The organism is Polyangiaceae bacterium (assembly GCA_016715885.1).
Lineage (GTDB): Bacteria > Myxococcota_A > Polyangia > Polyangiales > Polyangiaceae > Polyangium.
The window spans coordinates 174,839-193,415 of sequence record JADJXL010000002.1 but is presented as its reverse complement, the minus strand read 5'-3'; the positions used below and the strand labels follow the sequence as shown (position 1 = coordinate 193,415).

General features: G+C 61.4%; 18 protein-coding genes. 15 read left to right on the top strand and 3 right to left on the bottom strand.

What is annotated here, in order from left to right; genetic code table 11:
- Positions 1–9 precede the first annotated feature (9 nt).
- A complete protein-coding gene (locus IPM54_04245; GenBank protein ID MBK9259025.1) occupies positions 10–789 on the bottom strand; it encodes a lytic polysaccharide monooxygenase in 780 nt (259 codons plus the stop codon).
- A 94-nt stretch (positions 790–883) separates the two neighbouring features.
- Positions 884–1,849, bottom strand: coding sequence for a hypothetical protein (locus tag IPM54_04240; protein ID MBK9259024.1), 966 nt, complete (start codon positions 1,847–1,849; stop codon positions 884–886).
- Between the two features lie 265 nt (positions 1,850–2,114).
- Here IPM54_04240 and IPM54_04235 point away from each other — a divergent pair, with 265 nt between their 5' ends.
- The 13 genes from IPM54_04235 (at position 2,115) to IPM54_04175 (ending at position 15,865) form a co-directional block, all read left to right on the top strand.
- Complete coding sequence (locus IPM54_04235) at positions 2,115–2,693, top strand: hypothetical protein (protein ID MBK9259023.1); 579 nt, start codon at positions 2,115–2,117, stop codon at positions 2,691–2,693.
- A 5-nt stretch (positions 2,694–2,698) separates the two neighbouring features.
- Positions 2,699–4,207 carry an aminomethyl-transferring glycine dehydrogenase subunit GcvPB gene (gcvPB, locus tag IPM54_04230; GenBank protein ID MBK9259022.1) on the top strand — a complete coding sequence of 503 codons (1,509 nt, stop codon included), beginning with the start codon at positions 2,699–2,701 and terminating at the stop codon, positions 4,205–4,207.
- Between the two features lie 153 nt (positions 4,208–4,360).
- Positions 4,361–4,666: a hypothetical protein gene (locus IPM54_04225; protein MBK9259021.1), complete on the top strand. Its 306-nt coding sequence runs from the start codon at positions 4,361–4,363 to the stop codon at positions 4,664–4,666.
- 163 nt (positions 4,667–4,829) lie between these two features.
- Positions 4,830–5,816, top strand: a complete 987-nt coding sequence (locus tag IPM54_04220) for a MoxR family ATPase (GenBank protein ID MBK9259020.1) — start codon at positions 4,830–4,832, stop codon at positions 5,814–5,816.
- Positions 5,817–5,914: 98 nt separating this feature from the next.
- Complete coding sequence (locus IPM54_04215; GenBank protein ID MBK9259019.1) at positions 5,915–6,913, top strand: DUF58 domain-containing protein; 999 nt, start codon at positions 5,915–5,917, stop codon at positions 6,911–6,913.
- Positions 6,910–8,073 carry a hypothetical protein gene (locus IPM54_04210; GenBank protein ID MBK9259018.1) on the top strand — a complete coding sequence of 388 codons (1,164 nt, stop codon included), beginning with the start codon at positions 6,910–6,912 and terminating at the stop codon, positions 8,071–8,073. The genes IPM54_04215 and IPM54_04210 overlap by 4 nt, the downstream gene beginning before the upstream one ends.
- Entirely contained in the window at positions 8,070–9,206 is a 1,137-nt protein-coding gene (locus tag IPM54_04205; GenBank protein MBK9259017.1) for a VWA domain-containing protein, read from the top strand. Before IPM54_04210 ends, IPM54_04205 begins: the two co-directional genes overlap by 4 nt.
- The gene (locus IPM54_04200) at positions 9,203–10,306 is read left to right on the top strand and encodes a VWA domain-containing protein (GenBank protein ID MBK9259016.1); all 1,104 of its coding nucleotides are present in this window, start codon (positions 9,203–9,205) and stop codon (positions 10,304–10,306) included. The genes IPM54_04205 and IPM54_04200 overlap by 4 nt, the downstream gene beginning before the upstream one ends.
- Positions 10,293–11,357 (top strand): tetratricopeptide repeat protein, encoded by a 1,065-nt coding sequence (locus IPM54_04195; GenBank protein MBK9259015.1) that lies wholly within the window; start codon positions 10,293–10,295, stop codon positions 11,355–11,357. The genes IPM54_04200 and IPM54_04195 overlap by 14 nt, the downstream gene beginning before the upstream one ends.
- A complete protein-coding gene (locus IPM54_04190; GenBank protein ID MBK9259014.1) occupies positions 11,354–13,243 on the top strand; it encodes a BatD family protein in 1,890 nt (629 codons plus the stop codon). Before IPM54_04195 ends, IPM54_04190 begins: the two co-directional genes overlap by 4 nt.
- A gap of 17 nt (positions 13,244–13,260) precedes the next feature.
- Positions 13,261–14,073, top strand: a complete 813-nt coding sequence (locus IPM54_04185) for a hypothetical protein (protein MBK9259013.1) — start codon at positions 13,261–13,263, stop codon at positions 14,071–14,073.
- Between the two features lie 46 nt (positions 14,074–14,119).
- Positions 14,120–14,704 carry a hypothetical protein gene (locus tag IPM54_04180; protein MBK9259012.1) on the top strand — a complete coding sequence of 195 codons (585 nt, stop codon included), beginning with the start codon at positions 14,120–14,122 and terminating at the stop codon, positions 14,702–14,704.
- Between the two features lie 60 nt (positions 14,705–14,764).
- Positions 14,765–15,865, top strand: a complete 1,101-nt coding sequence (locus IPM54_04175; GenBank protein ID MBK9259011.1) for an alpha/beta fold hydrolase — start codon at positions 14,765–14,767, stop codon at positions 15,863–15,865.
- A 44-nt stretch (positions 15,866–15,909) separates the two neighbouring features.
- Here the strand turns inward: IPM54_04175 and IPM54_04170 are convergent, their stop codons facing one another.
- Positions 15,910–16,350, bottom strand: a complete 441-nt coding sequence (locus IPM54_04170) for a universal stress protein (GenBank protein MBK9259010.1) — start codon at positions 16,348–16,350, stop codon at positions 15,910–15,912.
- A 141-nt stretch (positions 16,351–16,491) separates the two neighbouring features.
- On the opposite strand from IPM54_04170, the gene IPM54_04165 reads away from it, so the two are divergent.
- Together IPM54_04165 and clsB are read left to right on the top strand one after the other, a co-directional pair.
- The gene (locus IPM54_04165) at positions 16,492–17,262 is read left to right on the top strand and encodes a GGDEF domain-containing protein (GenBank protein MBK9259009.1); all 771 of its coding nucleotides are present in this window, start codon (positions 16,492–16,494) and stop codon (positions 17,260–17,262) included.
- A gap of 165 nt (positions 17,263–17,427) precedes the next feature.
- Complete coding sequence (gene clsB / locus IPM54_04160; GenBank protein ID MBK9259008.1) at positions 17,428–18,537, top strand: cardiolipin synthase ClsB; 1,110 nt, start codon at positions 17,428–17,430, stop codon at positions 18,535–18,537.
- Positions 18,538–18,577 lie beyond the last annotated feature (40 nt).

Sequence of the window (18,577 nt, the reverse complement as noted above, 5' to 3'; positions counted from 1 at the left end):
AAAGAACCCTCACGCCTGCGCGCGACATCGCGACCTGCGCCACATTGTCAAGACAAACAGTCCTGCGAGCGTCGCCCATGACGACGTCGACGAGCCGACGTTCGATGCGCTTGCGTGACACGCCCCTGGCACTTGCGTGGCCGGAATGGGCGCTGGACCCGCACCGATCACGAAGTCCTCGTCGGTGCCGCCGGTTCCGCCAGTGCCTCCAGCTCCGCCCATGCCGCCACCACCCGACGACGATGAAGCACCGCCGCTGCTCGACGACGAACTGCCGCTGGGGCTCTCGATGTCGATCGCTGCGCACGAGTAATAGTAAGGCTTGGACGCGCCGGCCATGAACTGCCTGAGCTGAATGACGCAGTTCGTGCACGGCGTGTCGGGCACGGTGATCGTCGTGCTGATGAGTCCACCGTTCACACCATTCGTGTCGTCACCTTCGTACAGCACGGCGCCATCGAGATCGGCGCGCGTCACCAAGTTGATGGGTTTGGTCGACAGAGAAATGCGGAACTTCCCCGTGTGATTGACCGTTTCTTTCCACGTGACTTGCAGCTTCGATCCCGCAACGAGTGGCGTCGACTTGTAGTCCGCCGGGCACGCTGACGCGGTCGCGTCTTCGTTGGGATCTTCCGGTCCTGCGCCGAAGAAACATCCGCACGGCCCACTCTTGGCGTTGTCGTCGCTCGTGAGCGGGGGCGGATTCATCAGCAGCGCGTGCGCACTTGCGTTCGAAGTGACGAACGCGATCGACAAACCCGTGACGATGGCAAACAGTCTAGAATACATGGCAACTCCGGACGTGCGTGGGCTTGCGAGCGTAACGCAGCGTCATGCATGCCGGGAGATCGTTGTGAATTGTTGGTTCGATGAGGCTGAGGCGTCAGGTCGCCGGGGGTACGCTCGCTGGCGTCCCCTTGACCTTGTACCGCATGCGAAACGTCGAGATCGTCGCGCCAAGCTCGGCGCGTGTGACGCTTCGACCTCGGCCTCGAATGACCTCGAGTAGCTCGTGATAGAGCTCGTGAATCAAGATTTCTTCTACGAGCTCGGGGATCGACGTAGGGAACAACTGGGCACGCAGGGCAATGCGTGAACAGGCGACGTTCTCGTCGGTGATGCGAAGAAATCCCACGGCGTGGTGAGTGCCAATCAAGTCGACTCCCATGAGCGACGACGGAATGGGGCTTCGGCACTTTCCGGCGTCATAGACGCGGCGGATGCTCTTGCGCACGTCGGCGAACGGTCCTGGCATCGGTCCGCGTTCGGAATTCGCGGCAGACGTAGGTGCGACGGACATCGGGCCAAGGGACAAAGGTCCTGTCGATGTGGTGGAAAGGGGCCCTGAAGACAGCATCGAAAGCGGCCCGGTCGATTCGAGGTCGGTGCCGCGCATGGAACGATGTTTGTCGGCGGCGGCAGCGGGGTTTGGGGAAATGATGCCTTTGGCAATCAGGAAGGTTTCGAGAAGCATGCCGGCGATATCGCTGCTGAGGTGCTTCTTCGATAGGTGCAGCGCGTGCAAACGGACGAGCGGTAGGAGCAACTTTCGGCAAAGCTCGTTTTCGTGTTGTTCCTTCGCCGATGGCAGATCGGTCATGTGCGACGTCGACTCGAACTGCACGACGAAGAGCGGCACACGTTCGTGATCGATCGCGACGAAGTCGAAAACTGCGCGAGATCCGAATTGTACGATGTCGGGTGAAAGGCCCGCGCCTTCGAGGCGCAGCGCATCTTGCGCCTTCACCTTCACCAGGACAGTGGCGCCTACCTTCTTGGTCGCAGCCGAAAGCCCGAAGGTTGCCACCTCGTCGGTATGATTGAGGAGCTTCTTCAGGTTTCCGTTCATGCGTGCGTCCGACTTGGCCTACCAAAGCACCGCGCGAGACGTGGTTTGTCGCCTCCTTGGCACAGCGCGATCTCCATGGCTTGCTTCCGTACGGTAGGCTCACAGTGCCTCTGACCGCAACCGGAGACGACAAGACGAGTCGGTGTTTCCAGTCACACCGGGCCGTCTTGCGGTTTGCGACTGCCTATCTCGCTTGCTCGCCACGACATCTGACCCTTCAGGCACGCGCGACGGTTTCGCCACAACCTGCTAGGCTCCCCGCCCCATGAAACCTAAGCGTTCCCTATGGTTTGTCCTGGCGGCGATGGCGCTCGTGGGCACGCCGCTTTCTCCAATGGCTTGTTCAGGTGGAGCAAGCGGTGGAAAGACCGCGAGCGTCACGCCGGGCGAGATGCCGCAAGACGGCACGTGGACCGGCGTGTGGTACAGCGAGCTGTACGGCTATCTGCACATCGTACAAGACGGCAATGCCGTCGTAGGCAAGTGGATTCGGCCGCACAAGGATCGATGGGGGCAGTTGAAAGGCGAAGCGACGGGTGACGTGCTCAAGTTCGAGTGGACCGAGCATGTCGTCGATCTCGTCGGTCCCAACGCGACGAAGACCGGACGCGGCTACTTCAAGTACAAGCGACCACCGGGTGAGAACGTCGACGACACGTTCGCGGGGGAAACGGGCTTCGGCAAGGACGAGGTCGGTTACACCTGGGAGGCCGTCAAGCAGCGCAACGTCAAGCCGGACCTCGATTCGATTGGCGGCAACGGCGCAGCCGAAGTCGGCGGCGGCGAGTGGGACGGCGAAAACACCGAACAGGGCAATCCGGAAGAACCGACATCTCCCAACTGAGGCACATGACGCAGCCACAACCTCGAGGCACCAAGTTCCGCGAACCGCCGATTTTCGAACGTGGCGCGGCGAATCGTTTTGGCGGTTCGCTCGCGCCGCTCGATGTTCCTGAAGCCGACCCGAGCAAACTCTTCGGACAACTCGCACGCAGCGAGCCCGCTGGTCTTCCCGAGGTCAGCGAACCCGAAGCGTTCCGGCACTTCGTTCGTTTGTCGCAGTGGAACTTCTGCATCGACTCGCAGCTCTATCCGCTCGGGTCGTGCACCATGAAGTACAACCCGAAGATCAACGAATGGGCCGCGCGTATTCCGGGTTTTGCCAGGATGCATCCGGAAACACCGGACGAGCTCGCACAAGGCAGCCTCGAGGTCATGTGGCACGTCGCGCAGATGCTCTCCGAAGTGAGCGGCATGGACGACTGCTCGCTTCAGCCTTCAGCAGGCGCGCAAGGCGAGCTCACGGGGCTCATGATGATCCGCGCCTACCACGAGGCCAAAGGACGAAGCCCCAAGAAGGTCTTCATCCCCGAAAGTGCGCACGGGACAAACCCCGCTTCGTGCACGCTGAATGGACTCGTCGCGGTCAAGATCGACAAGAACCCGAGCGGTGTCGTGACGCCGCAAGAGATCGCCGCCGCGATCGAACGAGAAGGTGCGGACGACGTTTGCGCGTTCATGATCACGAATCCGAACACGCTCGGCGTCTACGAAAAGCACCTGCCCGAGATCATCGAGCTCATCCATTCGCGCGGGGGTTTGGTGTACGGCGACGGCGCGAACACGAACGCGATCATGGGTCACGCAAGGCCCGGCGACATCGGCGTCGACGTGATTCACATCAACCTGCACAAGACGTTCACCACGCCTCACGGTGGTGGCGGTCCAGGATCGGGCCCCGTCTGCTTCAAGAAACATCTCGAGCCTTTCCAACCGGCTCCCGTCGTCGTTCGACGAAGCGACGGAGCGTTCGCGCTGGACTACGACAGGCCGCAGTCGATTGGGCGCGTGCGCGCGTTCAACGGCAACTTCGGCATGTTCATCCGCGCGTACACGTACCTGCGCGAGATGGGTGCCGAGGGACTCAAAATGGCTAGTACGCTCGCGGTGCTCAATGCGCGGTATCTCTGGGCCAAACTCAAGGACTCGTATGCCGCGCCCGTACCCGAGCCGTGCATGCACGAGGTCGTGCTGTCCGATGTCGACATCGAGAAGGCGACTGGCGTCAAGACGCTCGACATCGGCAAGCGGCTGCTCGACTACGGCTTTCACGCGCCGACGGTGTACTTCCCGCTCGTCGTTCCCGGCGCGCTCATGATCGAGCCGACAGAGACGGAGACGAAGGAAACGCTCGACGAGTTCATCGATGCGATGAAGGCGATCGCGCGGGAAGCGCACGAGGATCCGGCGCTCGTCAAGGGCGCTCCGCACAGCACCGTCGTCGGACGTCTCGACGAGGCGCGGGCTGCGCGTCAACCTCGGCTTCGCTGGCGTCGAGGGGCGGACAGCGCCCGGTGAGAATGACGGAACGTGGGCGATTTCAGCCGAAAAGGTCACGTTTCGCGGCAAACTCGCCCACGCTGCGCCTTCGTGCATAAAATGCGACCCATCCGCTGCCCAACCTCATCGGGCATATGCGGACAGTGAACGAGCATCTACGTGTCCCGAACCATCACCGACACCGTCGGGGAAATCGAGGCCATCTGCAAGACCGAGCCCGCTCGACTGGGTGACGTCATCAAGCTCGTCTTCCGCGCGGAGGACGATGCGGATCCGCCCTTCAACGTCAAGATCAAATCTCCTTCTGGCAAGGTGATCGTCGAGCGGATCTTGCGTGAATTGCCGACGGGCAGACCTCAAAGCGCCCCACCCGTGGAGTTCACGGCATCGGCCATCGGTGCGTACAAGATCGAAATCAAGCAGCTCTACGGGAAACAAAGCGGCACGGCGCACCTGAACGTCCTTCCTGCCGTTTGAGCTCAGAAGGTTTCCGCCGGAATGCCCTCTCGGGGCTTGCAACCTGCCGACTTGGGAATAAGTCTCGCGGCGCAACTGTCTGAGCGCCCCGAGTTGCCATGTGCGTCGTTCCGCAACGCGACGCGGAAACCCTCGGCATAAAACCCTGCTGCTCGATCATCCCATGCACGACGTCCGAGCCCTCAACGAACTCGTCGCGAAAGAAAGCGCCTTCATCGAGAACCTCACCGGCGAAGTCGGCAAGGTTATCGTTGGACAAACCTACATGCTGGAGCGGATCCTCATCGGCCTCTTGACCGGTGGGCACATCCTCCTCGAAGGCGTCCCGGGTCTTGCCAAGACGCTCACCGTCCGCACCCTTTGCGACGCGATCCACGCCAAGTTTTCGCGCGTTCAGTTCACGCCCGATCTCTTGCCCGCCGACGTGATCGGCACGGTCATCTACAACCATCAGAAGGGCGAGTTTTCCTCGAAGCTCGGCCCCATCTTCGCCAACCTCGTTCTCGCCGACGAGATCAACCGCGCGCCGGCCAAGGTGCAAAGCGCGCTGCTCGAAGCGATGCAGGAACGCCAGGTCACGATCGGCGACCAAAGCTACAAGCTGCCCGATCCGTTCATCGTGATGGCCACGCAGAACCCCATCGAGCAGGAGGGCACGTACCGCTTGCCCGAAGCGCAGGTCGATCGCTTCATGCTCATGGTCAAGGTCAGCTACCCGTCGCGTGCCGAAGAACGGCAGATCATCGATCGCACGACGGGACTCGTCGAAGCGCACGCGAACAAGATCATCGAGCCCGAAACGTTGGTGACGGCTCGCAAGGTCGTGCGCGACGTGTACATGGACGATCGCGTCAAGGACTACATCGTCGATGTCGTCTTCGCGACGCGAGAGCCCAGTCAAAAGGGCATGAAGGATCTTGCGAGTCTCATCGAATACGGCGCGAGCCCGCGCGCGTCCATTTCGCTTGCCCTCGCCGCCCGCGCGCACGCTTTCCTACGCCACCGCGGATACGTCACCCCCGAAGACGTCAAAGCTGTCGGCCCCGATGTCCTTCGTCACCGCATCGTGCTCACGTACGAAGCCGAAGCCGAGGAAGTGACGACCGAGCAGGTCGTACGTCGGGTGTTCGAGGTGATCGAGGTGCCGTGAAGCGCCCTCGCGATCCTTCATCGGCGCCCCTTCCCAGCAAGGGCAAAGGGGGCAAGAAGCGCAAAGCAAAGGCTCCCGAGCCGAGCTTTTTGTCGCGGTTGCTCTCGTTCTTTTCCCCGGACAAACCAGCAGCTTCGACGCGGGAAGAGCGTCGGGACAAACCTCGCCAGGCCAAACCTCGTAGCGACGAATCTCGTAAGCCTCGCGATACGAAGCCCGCCACGGCGGAGCTACTGAAACGATTGCGGGCGATCGAGATCAAGACGAGCCATTTGGCGAACGAACAACTTTCGGGGACGTACTCGTCGGTTTTTCGCGGCCAAGGTCTGAGCTTTCGTGAAGTGCGCGCTTACCTGCCGGGTGACGACGTGCGCTGGATCGACTGGAACGTATCGGCGCGCATGAACGAGCCGTTCGTGAAGGTGTTCGTCGAAGAGCGCGAGATGACCGTGATGCTCGTCGTGGATTTGTCCGAGAGCGAGCACTTCGGGACGCGTCGTTCGTCGAAGGCCACGGTAGCTGCCGAGATTTGTGCCTTGTGCGCGTTCAGCGCCATTCGCAACAACGACCGTGTGGGGTTGCTCCTCGCAACGGACGTCGTCGAAGCGATCGTGCCGCCGAAGAAAGGCGAGAAGCACGTGATGCGGGTCATCCGCGAAATCTTGGGGCACGAACCAGCGCGTTCCGGGACGAACCTCAAGGTGGCGCTCGAAACGCTCTGCAAAGTGCAAAAGCGCAAGAGCGTAGCGTTCGTCGTCAGCGACTTTTTCGATCGCGGCTACGAACGAGCGCTCGCCCTTGCAGCAAGCAAACACGACGTCATCCCGGTGGTGCTCGAAGACGTGCGTGACACGGAAATGCCCGACGTGGGTCTTGCGACGTTCGAGGATTTGGAGACGGGGGAAGAGGTCGTCGTCGACACGTCGGATCGCAACGTGCGCGAACGCTACGCGGCGCTCATGCGCGCGCATCAGGTCGAACGGGACAAACTCTTCAAGAAACTGGCCCTCGACACCGTCACCATTCGAACCGACGGCAACTACGTCGAGCCGCTACGGAAACTCTTTGCAAAACGCACGAGGAGGATGCGACGGTGAACACCCGACTCGCCTTCTTCCTTGCGGCCGCTACCGCATCATTCGTCGTTCGGCCATCCATCGCCCAAGACGTTCCGGATGCGGCGAGCGCCGTTGATGCGGACAGCGTGCTGGACGCTGGGGACGCGCTGGACGCCGGACCTGCGCTGGATGCTGGGAACGCGCCGGCCACCAGCCAGCCCGCGCCGGCTTCGTGCACCGAGCGCATCCCTGACGGCGCCACGCGGCCCAAGATGACCGAAGTGCTCCATGGGCGCGGTTTCAGCGGACACGCTGCGACACTCGTGCTCACCATCGTCCACGGAAAGGGCGAAATCGTCATGCCCGGCGGCTTTCGAGTCGACCGCGGCACCGAAGCATACCGAGCTCTCGAAGAAGCTGGGTTTGTCCTTCCAGATCCCGACGGCGGTGCAGGTCCCACCGTCACAGTGGAACAAGGCGAAACATCGGCGACGACGAAAGTCACGCTGCCATTCGTGCCGCTTCCCAAAGAACCAGGGCGGCACAACATGGTGCTCCCACCGGTACCGATCACCGTTGCCCGCGCGAGCGGCGAGACGATGACCATTTGCACCATCCGTCACGCCATCGTCGTCAACGATCCGATCGCGAACGAAATCGATCCAAAGGTCAGACCAAACCCCGACGGCAGACCTCAACGTGAAGAGTGGGTCGCTGCAAAACAGGTAGCGACGGTGCTGGGTGCAACGGCCATCCTCGGGCCATTGCTCGCGCTGCTCATCGTTCATTGGATGCGGCGGCCCAAGCCCGAACCTTACGTGCCGCCCGTTATTCCCTGGGTCGCCGCACTCGAAGAGCTCGAAGCCATCCGCACGTCGAACCTCATCGCCGAAGGACGCACGGACGAATACTTCGATCGCGTGAGCGACTGCGTGCGCAAGTACCTCGGCGCGCGTTACGGCTTCGATGGGCTCGAAAGCACGACCGACGAAATGGAACGCACGCTCGCGCGGGTTCGTCCTGCCGTACGCGGGCTCGATACGATCAATCGCTTCCTCGAGGAGGCTGATCTCGTCAAGTTTGCCCGCGTCGTGCCCACCGAAAACGACTGCCTCGCAGCGCTCGAACGCGGCATCACCATCGTGCGCAACACGACGCCCATCGCGCAGCGGTTAGAACCGAGCGGAGGTGCCTCGTGAAGCGGTTTTTCCTGATCGCTTTGCAGCTCGTCGTCGTGACGGGTCTGGCGCTCGCTTATCCGCTTTACGTGCGCGGCGATGCGTGGCCTTCGGCGTCGTTCGAGCATCCATGGCTGCTTCTGGGCTTGCTCGTCGTGCCGGTTGTCCTGTGGTGGGGCACAGTTGGTCAGGACGAACGTACGCCACGAATGCGTCTCGGCACCATCGCGCCTTTCCTGCGTGGTCCTCGAGGCTGGCGCGCCAGGTTCCGCGATCTGCCTGGCGTTTTGCGCGCCGTCTCGATCGCGATGCTCGTCGTCGCCATCGCGCGGCCCATCTCGGTGCTTCGAGATCAAAAGAGCGACGACAAAGGCATCGACATCGTCGTCGTGCTCGACCTGTCCGGCTCGATGCGCGCGATCCTCGACGCCAAACCCGGCGACTTGCCGGGCCACATCAGCCTTCCACCTGGCCGACGTCTCACGCGCCTCGATACCGCCAAGATCGTGATCCAAGACTTCATCGGCCGCCGAAAAACCGATCGCATCGGCGTCGTCGTCTTTGGCAAATCTGCGTACGTCCTGTCACCTCCGACGCTCGATTACCACTTGCTCACCGAGCTCGTGGGCAAGATGAGCCTCGATGTCATCGACGGATCGAGCACGGCCATCGGCGATGCACTTGCAACAGCCGTTGCGCGTCTTCGTCGCAGCGATGCGCAGTCGAAGGTCATCGTGCTGCTCACGGACGGGGACAACAAAGAGGGCCTCGTTTCGCCGCAATACGCAACGCAACTCGCGACGAGCCAAGGCTGCAAGATCAGCACGATCCAGATCGGCAGCGACGACGAAGTCGAAGTCGAAAACGGCATCGATCTGTTTGGGCGACCGAGCTACACGCGGCGACGTTATCCAGTGAATCCCGAACTGCTTCAGTGGATCGCCAAGACCACAGGAGGCAACGCGTACGTCGCGACCGATGCGCGGGCCCTTGCGGAGAGCATGCACTCGGTGCTCGATCAGCTCGAAAAGACGCGCTTCGAGGCGAGCCGCACGTCGTTCGAGGACTTGTTCGCGTTTTTGCTCATCCCAGGCGTGGTGCTCGTGGGCCTCGATGCCCTCATCCGCGCGTGGCTCTTGCGGAGGTTCCCATGATCTTCGCATCGAGTGTGTTTCTGTGGTTCGCGCTGCTCGCGCTCGTCGTCGCGGCGCTTCTCGTGCACGGCATGCTCTTGCGTCGCAAGTCGATGCGTGCGTTCGGCGATGCTGACCGCGTCGAAGCGCTCGTGACGAGTGATCCGACGCTGCGTCGATCGTGGAAAGCCGTGCTGCTCGTGCTCGCCACGGCGCTTGCGTTCATTGCTGCTGCACGACCGCAATACGGAAAAGGCACGCGTCTCGTGCCTGCGACGAACGTGGATGTCGTCATCGTGCTCGATTACTCGAAGAGCATGTATGCGCGTGATGTCGAACCTTCGCGCATTTTCCGCGCGAAAGTGGAAGTCGCGCGTCTCGTGAAGGAGCTCGAAGGTGCGCGGTTCGCCGCAGTCGCGTTTGCCGGAGAACCGATGGGTTTTCCCCTGACGGCAGATGGAGCAGCGATCGCGCAGTTTCTACGGCAGCTCGATCCGAACGACATGCCCATCGGAGGCACGGCGATTGCCCGCGCACTCACACTCGCACGCGATCTGCTCGTGCGGGATCCGAAATCGTCGGAGCACAAACGAATCGTTCTACTCATCACGGACGGTGAGGATCTCGAAGGGGATCCAGCCGCCGTCGCGCAGCAGCTCGGTGCGGAAGGAACGACGGTGCACGTCGTTCAGATTGGCGGGCGCACACCGGAACGAATTCCTGAAGTTGCAGAAGATGGGCGCATCATCGGATGGCGTACGGACAACAAGGGCAAGCCGCTCACGACGTCGCTGAGTGTCGATGGCGAGCGGCAACTGCAATCGATCGCTACGGCCACGCCGGGCGGGGAATTCATCGTGGCCGACAAGGGCACGACGGGCATCGAGCGCATTGCGGCAGAGCTTCGCCGTCAGATGAAGAGCGAGCTCGCCGAACGCATCGAGACGGTGTACGCGGACGTCTACTTTTATCCGCTGGGCCTTGCGATCCTGCTCCTCTTGGCAGAGGCCTTCCTCGCGGATGCGCCGCGAAGGTTCATGCGACGCCGAGCGCCGGACGTGCTGCCGCCTCGAGCGGCCTTGGGACAAACTCGACGGGAGGTGCCTCGTGGCTCGGTCTGAGCGCAAGAACAAGGCGTCGCCCGATCGTTTCCGCGCCTGGAAACGATACGCCGGGGCGGTGTTTGTCTTGGCGTGCTTCGTTGGTGGTGCAACGTATCTGGCGTCCGGATGCAGCGGTTGGGATCCGCGCAGTCCTTTCGAGCGAAATTCGCCGGTGGTCGATCAAGCTTTGGCGGATCTCGATGCTGGCAGGTTCCAATCTGCCGAGGAGGCGCTCGAAACGTATCTCGGCACGGGCGCTTGCAGCGACGGCGGCATTGGTTTGCCCGACACCGTGAGGCAAAAATACAACGGTTCGTTCGACCTCGGTTTGGTGCTGTTCTCGGTCGCAGAAAAATTTGGGCGTAGGTTTGGCGAGGAAGAGCTCGCCGATGGTGGTCCGGGCGAAGAAGAGCTCATGGCGAATCGGTCGCTCGAGGTCGATTGTGCGCTCATCGTCGTGCGAGCGATTGCCGAAGATTCCAAAGTACCGATCGATTTGCGGGCGCGAGCGCATTACCTTGCCGGCAATCTCGAATTTCTGCGTCGCAAATACGAAGAAGCCGTCAAGCATTACAACGATGCTTTAGCCTTGATTCCGGGCATGCCCGAAGACTCGGGAGCCGATGGCATTGGTCGCGATGCAGCGTGGAATCGGGCGATTGCATTACGACGCATCGAAGATCAGAAGGACGCTGGGCAAGACGCGCCGGAAGATTCTCCGCCGGATGCACCCGAAGATTCGCCCGACGGCAATGACGACGCCAGCGACGGATCCGAAGGCAATGACGGATCGAATGGCGATGATGGCGGCGACGCCGGAGACGACGGCGGACAGGATGCCGGAGACGACGGCGGCGACGACGGCGGGCAGCCGGATGCGGGCCAAGACGCGGGTGGTGAAGACAGCGGCGCCCCCGAGCCTCAACCGCCGGAGCGGGCGAAACCAGAAGCGCCACAAGGTCAAGACGAGCGAATTCTCGATCAATTCGAGGAAGCGCCGACGTATCAGGAGCAGGAAGCGAAAGCCCGAGCAGCGAATCGAACCAGGCGCGTAATGGAGGACAAATGAGCACCATGCGGTTTGTCTCTGCATGCACGGCGGCCATGGCCATCGCGAGCGCCAGCCAGGTTGCTTTTGCCGAACCGCAGCTCAAAACGCGCATAAGCACGACGCGACCCGAAGTTGGCGAACCTTTCACCATTCAGTTATCGGCGCTCGTTTCACCGGGCGAACCCATACCGAGCGATCCTGTGCTGAAGCCTCCGAGAGGAGCGACGATCATGGGCGGTCCCAGCGTGGGTCAATCCATGGTCGTCATCAATGGCGTGGCGCAAGTGGGCATCGATGCGACGTGGCAGCTCGTGGCGAATGCCCCAGCAAAAGTAAAAATCCCCGCGCCGACGGTGCTCTGGGCTGGGCGCCGTTTTTCAGGACAAGCGGTGGACGTCGAAGTGGTCCGGGCGTCGGGCAGGCCCAAGCGATCGACGAATCCATTTTTGCTTCCGGGCGGGCCTGGTTTTGGCGGTTTCGGGTTTCCATTCGGCGGATTCGAGCCAGAAGAGACGCTGCCGCCCATCGATGGAAGCCTGGAATTGCGCACGGCGCCTGATCCGTACGTCTTCGTGCATGCACGGGCCGACAAGAAGACGGCTGTCGTCGGCGAACAAATCACCGTCACGTTTTACATTTATCGGCGCATTTCGACATCCGTCGAAGATAGGCACGATCCTACTGCTGCGGACTTTTTGCGCTTTTCGATGCTCGCCAATCCCGGCGCCGAGCCCATCGTTCGCGCCAAAGCGGGAGGACAAACCTATGACGTCATTACCGCCGATCGCATTGCGCTCTTCCCCGTGCGTACCGGTGATTTGCACGTCGGATCGCTACAATTTGCATTTACTGGCCGGCCCATTGGGCGTCGGTCCGCGCGAGCAAGCGAAGATCTCGTCATTCGCGTGACCGAACCGCCTCGCGTGGGGAGACCTGCGGGCTACGTGCTCGGCGATGTCGGGCGATTTTCGCTGACCGCAAACGTGGAGCCAAGGCGCATTCCCTTCGGTGGAACACTCGCCGTGACCGCGCGCGTTTCGGGCAATGGAAACTTTCCTCAATCGCTCAAGGTGCCCGAACGAACGGGTGTCGAATGGCTCGACCCGGAAAAACGTGAATCGATTGGAGCGCAAGGCGGCATCATTGCGGGATATCGGTCCTTTGGTTACGTCGTACGCGTCAAAGAGTCGGGCAATGTGAACCTGGGTAAAATCGACCTGCCACATTGGGACCCTGCGTCGCGCAAATACCAAGTCGCCAGCGTGGACCTCGGCACCGTCGAAGTTCTTCCGGAAAAACAGCCGCCTCCATCGTCGCCACACGGCGCGTCGTCAGCATCTACGGAAGCTGCTGCAACAGACAAGGCCCCAGCCGACCCATTTGCCAACATACCTGGCGTTCGCACGACGCTCGGTACGTACACGCCGCCGCCTGCACCCGTTTTCGAAGGCCCGCGCCTCTTCGTGGCGCTCGGTGCACCGCCCATCGCGTACGCGCTGTTTTCCGCGGGCCTCGCAAGCGCAAGACGCATCCGTTTGCGAAGGCAAGCAGGCGCCGTTTCACCCGAACGTCTTGCCAAAGGGGCGCTCGACGATGCCGATCGCGCACGCTCGAGTGGCGATGCGAAAGCGGTTTGTGCCGCGATCGAACGCGCTCTGCATCATGCCCTCAAGGCCGCAACGGACCTCGAAACGCGAGGCATTCTTCTCGACGACCTTCCGGGCGAGCTCGAAACTGCGGGGCTTTCGGAAGACCTTGCCACGCGTACGAAAGACCTCTTCGACGAAGTTTCTGCGCTTCGTTTCGACCCCGATGCGAGCGATGCGAGCGTTGAGGAGCTCATGCGCCGCGGCAAGTCGCTCGTGCAAGAAGTCCTCGACAACCCCGCGGGGGATCGGGGATGAGCGGTTCACGCTCGCCGATGAAGAAGCACGCACGTGCTGCAGCGTCGGCGGTGTTGTTTGTCCTGACCACATACTCCTGCGGCGTAGCGTTTGCCCAGGAACGATCGAGCGAGACGCTTTTTCGCGAGGGATCGGAAGCGATCGCGAAGGGTGAATACGCGACGGCGATCGAGCGCTTCGAAGCTCTTTCGGACATGGGTTACGTGCATCCGGATGCGAGTTACAACCGCGGGCTCGCGTACGTCGCGCGGCTTCGCGCGGCATCCGATCGCCCGGGAGATCTCGGTCGTGCCGCGGCCGCCTTCGAAGAAACGTTGCGTCTGCGTCCCGACGACGTCGATGCGGATCGAGCGCTCGACATCGTTCGCGCGGAGGTGACGAAGCGAAGGTCGCGCCGTGGGAAGGATGCCGTCACGGTTCGTCCGACGCTCGATCGCGTCGTCATGGGCCTTGCTTCCGAACGCACGTGGAGCCTGCTTGCGCTCGTCTCGTCGATGCTTTTTGCCGTGGGCTTGTTTCTCCGGCGAGCAGCGTCGAGTGGAGTGTCCGTTGCAGGTCGCGTGCTTGCTCCGACGGCGCTCGTCTTCTTTTGCGTCTTTTTGCCGCTCACGATGGGAGCGCGCCGGCTACGCCTCACGACGCGAGCTGCGGTCATCGTCGCCCCTGAAGTGCATCTCGTGGACGACACGGGCACGGCCAAGGGAGGTGATCCGATTCCCGAGGCGCAACTTGTCGAGGCTGGCGAGCTGCGCGGCGCGCTGATCCATGTGCGCTGGGGATCCACGGAAGGTTGGATCCCTGCTGGAAGCGTCCGACTGCTTTCTCCTTGACGGCATGCGGCAGCAGCATGCGGCGGCCCTGTGCTAGGTTGACGGCGTGTGGGTCCGCCGCGCTGCAATTCGCCCCGTTCCATCGTTCGCGCAGATTCCTCTTCGAGCGCTCGCCGATGTCGAAGAGCAACTCGCAAACGACGATGAAGAGGCTCGAGGTAGGCTCGATGAAGCGTTCGCTCGCTTCGAGCGCACGCAGCCTGCGCTTGCCGATCGCATCGCGCAGGTTTTGTCCGGGCCCTTGGATGAAACGGCGCTTGCGCTTGGGTATTTCCTGACGCTCGCCGTGTGGCTTGCGTTCGACAGCGTTTTTCATGACGAACTCGAAGAAGTGACGGCGGTTGCGCTGACGGGCGTCGAAGAATCGCTGAAGCTCGACGAGCAGCTTCGTCTGGCAGATCCAGCCGAGGCGCTCGATTCGGACGACGTCGTCGCGATGGAGCAGCCGGACGTGCTGTCGTTCGTGCACGAGCATATCGACGCGGCGCTCGAGGCGAATGCGAACGAGGTCGATGTCGACGACGTGCACGAGATTTACCGCATCGTGCTGATCGAGGTCCTCGCGCTCAGTTATGCTGTACGTCCTCCAGCCAACTGGGGGATCCAAATGACCACGGAATTCACCGCGTAGCTGCACGCGGCCGAAAGCGCGCCGCGTGCAGCTTCGCTCATGGATCCAAGGAGTATGGTCGTGAAAAACTTGGGCATTGTCTTGGGATTAGCTGGCCTCGCGTGGGCAGCGGGTTGTGGCGGCGACAGCACGGGCCTGCAACCGACCGGATCGACGAACATCGGTGGCACCGGCGGCAGTGGCAGCGGTGCGGGAGGCATGGGAACGGGCGGATCGGATACCAGCGTTTCGGGATCGAGCAGCAGCAGCAGTAGCAGCAGCAGCGGCATTCCGATGAACGTGTACGATCCCAATGTGAATGGCCCCTATGCCATTCTCGAAATGAAAGACGATCAATACATCAATCCATCCACCAAAAACAAAGTGCCCATGCATGTGTTTTATCCGGCGGGCGGCCCGATGGAAGGACCTTATCCGGTCGTCGTCGTCGCGCACGGATTTCAGCTTCCGGCAAGCCAATACACGAATTACATCAAACGCCTCGCGACGTTCGGATATGTCGCCATTACCGCGGACTTTCCGACATCGTTTTTGGGACCGGAAAATCCCGACAACGCCAAGGACATCATTTCGGCCATCGAATGGGCCGGCAGCAAACCAGAGCTGAAAGCCAATACGGTGAACGTCGGCATGACGGGACATTCTCTCGGCGGCAAAATCGCGCTCCTCGCAGCCACGATGGACTCGCGCATCAAAGCCAGCATCGTGCTCGACCCCGTCGACGGTGGAGGTGGACCTGGAATGGGCTGCAATCCACCGAATTGCGTCGACGTCTCGGCCCTCATGCCGCAGCTCAAAATACCCACCGGTTTTCTTGGTGAAACCTTGGACGCTTCGGGCGGGTTCCAGCCTTGCGCCCCTGCTGCCGACAACTACACGACGTTCTACGCAGGCACGACGTCCCCGAGCCTTTCGGTCACCGTCAAAGGTGCCAACCACATGAGCTTCCTCGACGACCTCGCGTCGTGCGGAACGACGTGCAGCTTCTGCAACATGCCGACGACCGACAACGCCACGGTGAACAGTTTGTCCCGCGCGTACGTCACGGCGTTCTACGAGCGGTACCTGCGAGGCAACACAGGCTACGATACGTACTTGACGGGTGCGGAAGCTCAGGCTCGGTACGTCGACAAGGGCCTGGTCACGATCGAATCGAAGTGAGATCGCGAGCGCACGTCATGCACCACGAGCGCATGATTTGCAGGCTACGACGTCAGCCTTTGTGCGTCGCGCACGACGAGCACGGATCGATCCGCGTGGTTGACGATCTTCGCGGCCGTCGTACCAATCAAGCGATCGAGGCCCTGATACCCATGTGATCCGACCATGATGAGGTCGACGTTTTCTGCTTTCGCCAGATCGCAGATCGCTTGCCACGGCGTGCCGACAGCTACCTTCGCTCCGCCACGCAGCTCCTCGGGCACCTTCTTTTCTTCGAGATCGATGTACTTCTGCGCTTGTTCACGAAGTAGCCCCTCGAGCGATGCGGGCGGCAATGCGTAAGCCTCCGCGGGAATCTCGATCGGGATGCCGACAGCGCGCACCAAAATCAACTTGCTACCCGTGCGCTTTGCCAAGTCGAGCGCGGCATCGAGGACCCCCTGCGCTCGCGGTGAAGCATCGAGACCAACCAGAATTCGGTGCATGTTCGTCGCCTTTCCTCTCCGCGCGTCCCTGCGCTACATCTGAGACGTCCATCCGAGCTAACACGACCCGTGCCAGTCCACCAGCACGGCGATGCCTTCGCAGCGCGGCATGGATCTTTCAGGGCCACGCCCAGCTCCTTCATGCAAAGCCCTCGGATGCCTGAACAAGTGCCCAAGGCCATCACGTTCGCTGGCCTCGGTGCGCTCCTTTCCCTCGGCGCGCCACTTGGCCTGCTGCTCGTGCGGAGCATCGTTTCGAGTGCCGTACCGACGCTGGACTTCGTTGGAGCTCAAATCGAATCCGATCGCGTGACGTTCGTTTACCTCACGCTCTCGACGCTGATCGTGTTCGTCATCCTTGGATGGACCCTCGGCGCTCGCGAGGATGCGCTCGCCAAAACGTCGATCACCGATCCGCTCACGCGTCTTCACAATCGCCGTCACATTCACGCGCGGCTCGCAGAAGAATGGGCGCGTGCGACGCGCCATCACACGCCTTTTTCCGTGCTCTTGATCGACGTCGATCACTTGAAGGAGATCAACGACCGAGGCGGACACGAAGCGGGCGATCGCGCGCTCGTTTGCGTGGGGGAAACACTCCGTGTCGCGTGTCGAGCCACCGACTTGCCCGCAAGGTACGGAGGTGACGAGTTTGTCGTGTTGCTACCCTCGACGACCGGCATGCAAGCGATGGGACTGTGCGATCGTATTCGTGAAACGTTGCTCCAATGTGAGTGCGATCTGCCGATTCCGCTCACGGTGTCGATAGGCATCGCCGACCTGAGCTCTGCGGCATCGTCGCCGGACGAGCTCTTCGAGGCGGCAGATGCGGCGCTCTACTCCGCGAAACGGGCTGGACGTGATCGCGCCGTGCTTGCGACCGCGCCTTTTGCAAATGCATCCAAGGAGTGATCGGCTGCGGCAGACTCGCCCATGCTACGCTACTCTTTTGCGCCTGAAATGTTTCGTGCGACGCGCAAAGCCAAGTCGTCTCATTCGCCTGGCATCGAAGCTCGGTCATCGCTCGATGCCGTGGTCGGATCGCGGCGTGTGCCGGCGACGGGTGCGTATTGTGACTTGATCGTCGGGTTTCACCGCTTGCGACTGCTCAAGGATGGTGCGCAAGCCTTTCCGGCGATGCTGGATGCCATTTCGCGCGCAAAGTCCACGATATGCCTCGAAACGTACATCTTGGAAGACGACCGCGTGGGCAATCGTTTTTCCGATGCATTGATCGAACGTGCGCGAGCGGGCGTCGAGGTCAATTTGCTTTTTGATACGTGGGGTTCGTCCGTATCCGACGGATATGTCAACAGATTGCGCGAAAATGGTGTGCGTGTTTTGCCATTTCGGCCCGTTCTGCATGCGCTTCAGGACGTGAAGCTCGTACAGCAAGTATCCCGCAGAAATCACAGGAAATCGCTCATCATCGATTCTCGATTGGCCTTCACGGGCGGGATCAACATTTCTAGCGATTATGCACCTCGGGAAGAGGGAGGCGCGGGGTTTCGCGACACGCACATCGAATTCGAGGGTCCCGCGGCGCTCGAATTGCAATACTTCTTTTTGCGCACGTGGAAAAAAGCCAATGGAGCGCCCATTGACGAATCTAGGTACGGGCGCGATGGGCGGCGCCCCGATCCGCACGTACACATCGTCACGAACGACATGCATCGTGGTCGGGTGAGCATTCGTCGTTCGTATCGACAAGCGTTTCACGGGGCGAAGCAAAAAATTTACATTACCAATGCCTATTTCCTCCCGACGCTGCGTATGCTGCGGGCACTTTGCGATGCAGCAGAACGCGGCGTGGACGTACGCGTCATGGTCGCTGGAACGACGGACGTGACCGCCGTGAAGCTCGCGACGCGCACCATTTATGGCCGGATGCTGCGCGCGGGCATCCGCCTCTACGAATGGCACGGTCGCGTGCTACACGCAAAAACAGCGGTGGTCGATGGCCGATGGGCAACGGTTGGTTCGAGCAATCTCGATCAGCAATCGTTGCGTCTGAACATGGAAGCAAACGCCATCATCGACGATTGTCGCTTTGCGAGCGCCGTGGAAGCCATGTTTTTCGAAGATCTTGCGCATTGCGAAGAAATTACGTTGAAAAGTTGGCAAAAGCGCCCTGCGTGGGAACGTGCCGCATCGTGGGCAGCCTACCTGTTCCGCGACTGGCTCTAACCCCGCTCTCCAAACCAGTTGGCCTCGCGCCTCGAGTAGA

Excerpts from the sequence above, each read along its gene's own strand:
- IPM54_04245 (MBK9259025.1), bottom strand. The coding sequence starts at position 789 with ATGTATTCTAGACTGTTTGCCATCGTCACGGGTTTGTCGATCGCGTTC.
- IPM54_04240 (MBK9259024.1), bottom strand. The coding sequence starts at position 1,849 with ATGAACGGAAACCTGAAGAAGCTCCTCAATCATACCGACGAGGTGGCA.
- IPM54_04235 (MBK9259023.1), top strand. The coding sequence starts at position 2,115 with ATGAAACCTAAGCGTTCCCTATGGTTTGTCCTGGCGGCGATGGCGCTC.
- gcvPB (MBK9259022.1), top strand. The coding sequence starts at position 2,699 with ATGACGCAGCCACAACCTCGAGGCACCAAGTTCCGCGAACCGCCGATT.
- IPM54_04220 (MBK9259020.1), top strand. The coding sequence starts at position 4,830 with ATGCACGACGTCCGAGCCCTCAACGAACTCGTCGCGAAAGAAAGCGCC.
- IPM54_04200 (MBK9259016.1), top strand. The coding sequence starts at position 9,203 with ATGATCTTCGCATCGAGTGTGTTTCTGTGGTTCGCGCTGCTCGCGCTC.
- IPM54_04190 (MBK9259014.1), top strand. The coding sequence starts at position 11,354 with ATGAGCACCATGCGGTTTGTCTCTGCATGCACGGCGGCCATGGCCATC.
- IPM54_04185 (MBK9259013.1), top strand. The coding sequence starts at position 13,261 with ATGAAGAAGCACGCACGTGCTGCAGCGTCGGCGGTGTTGTTTGTCCTG.
- IPM54_04170 (MBK9259010.1), bottom strand. The coding sequence starts at position 16,350 with ATGCACCGAATTCTGGTTGGTCTCGATGCTTCACCGCGAGCGCAGGGG.
- IPM54_04165 (MBK9259009.1), top strand. The coding sequence starts at position 16,492 with ATGCAAAGCCCTCGGATGCCTGAACAAGTGCCCAAGGCCATCACGTTC.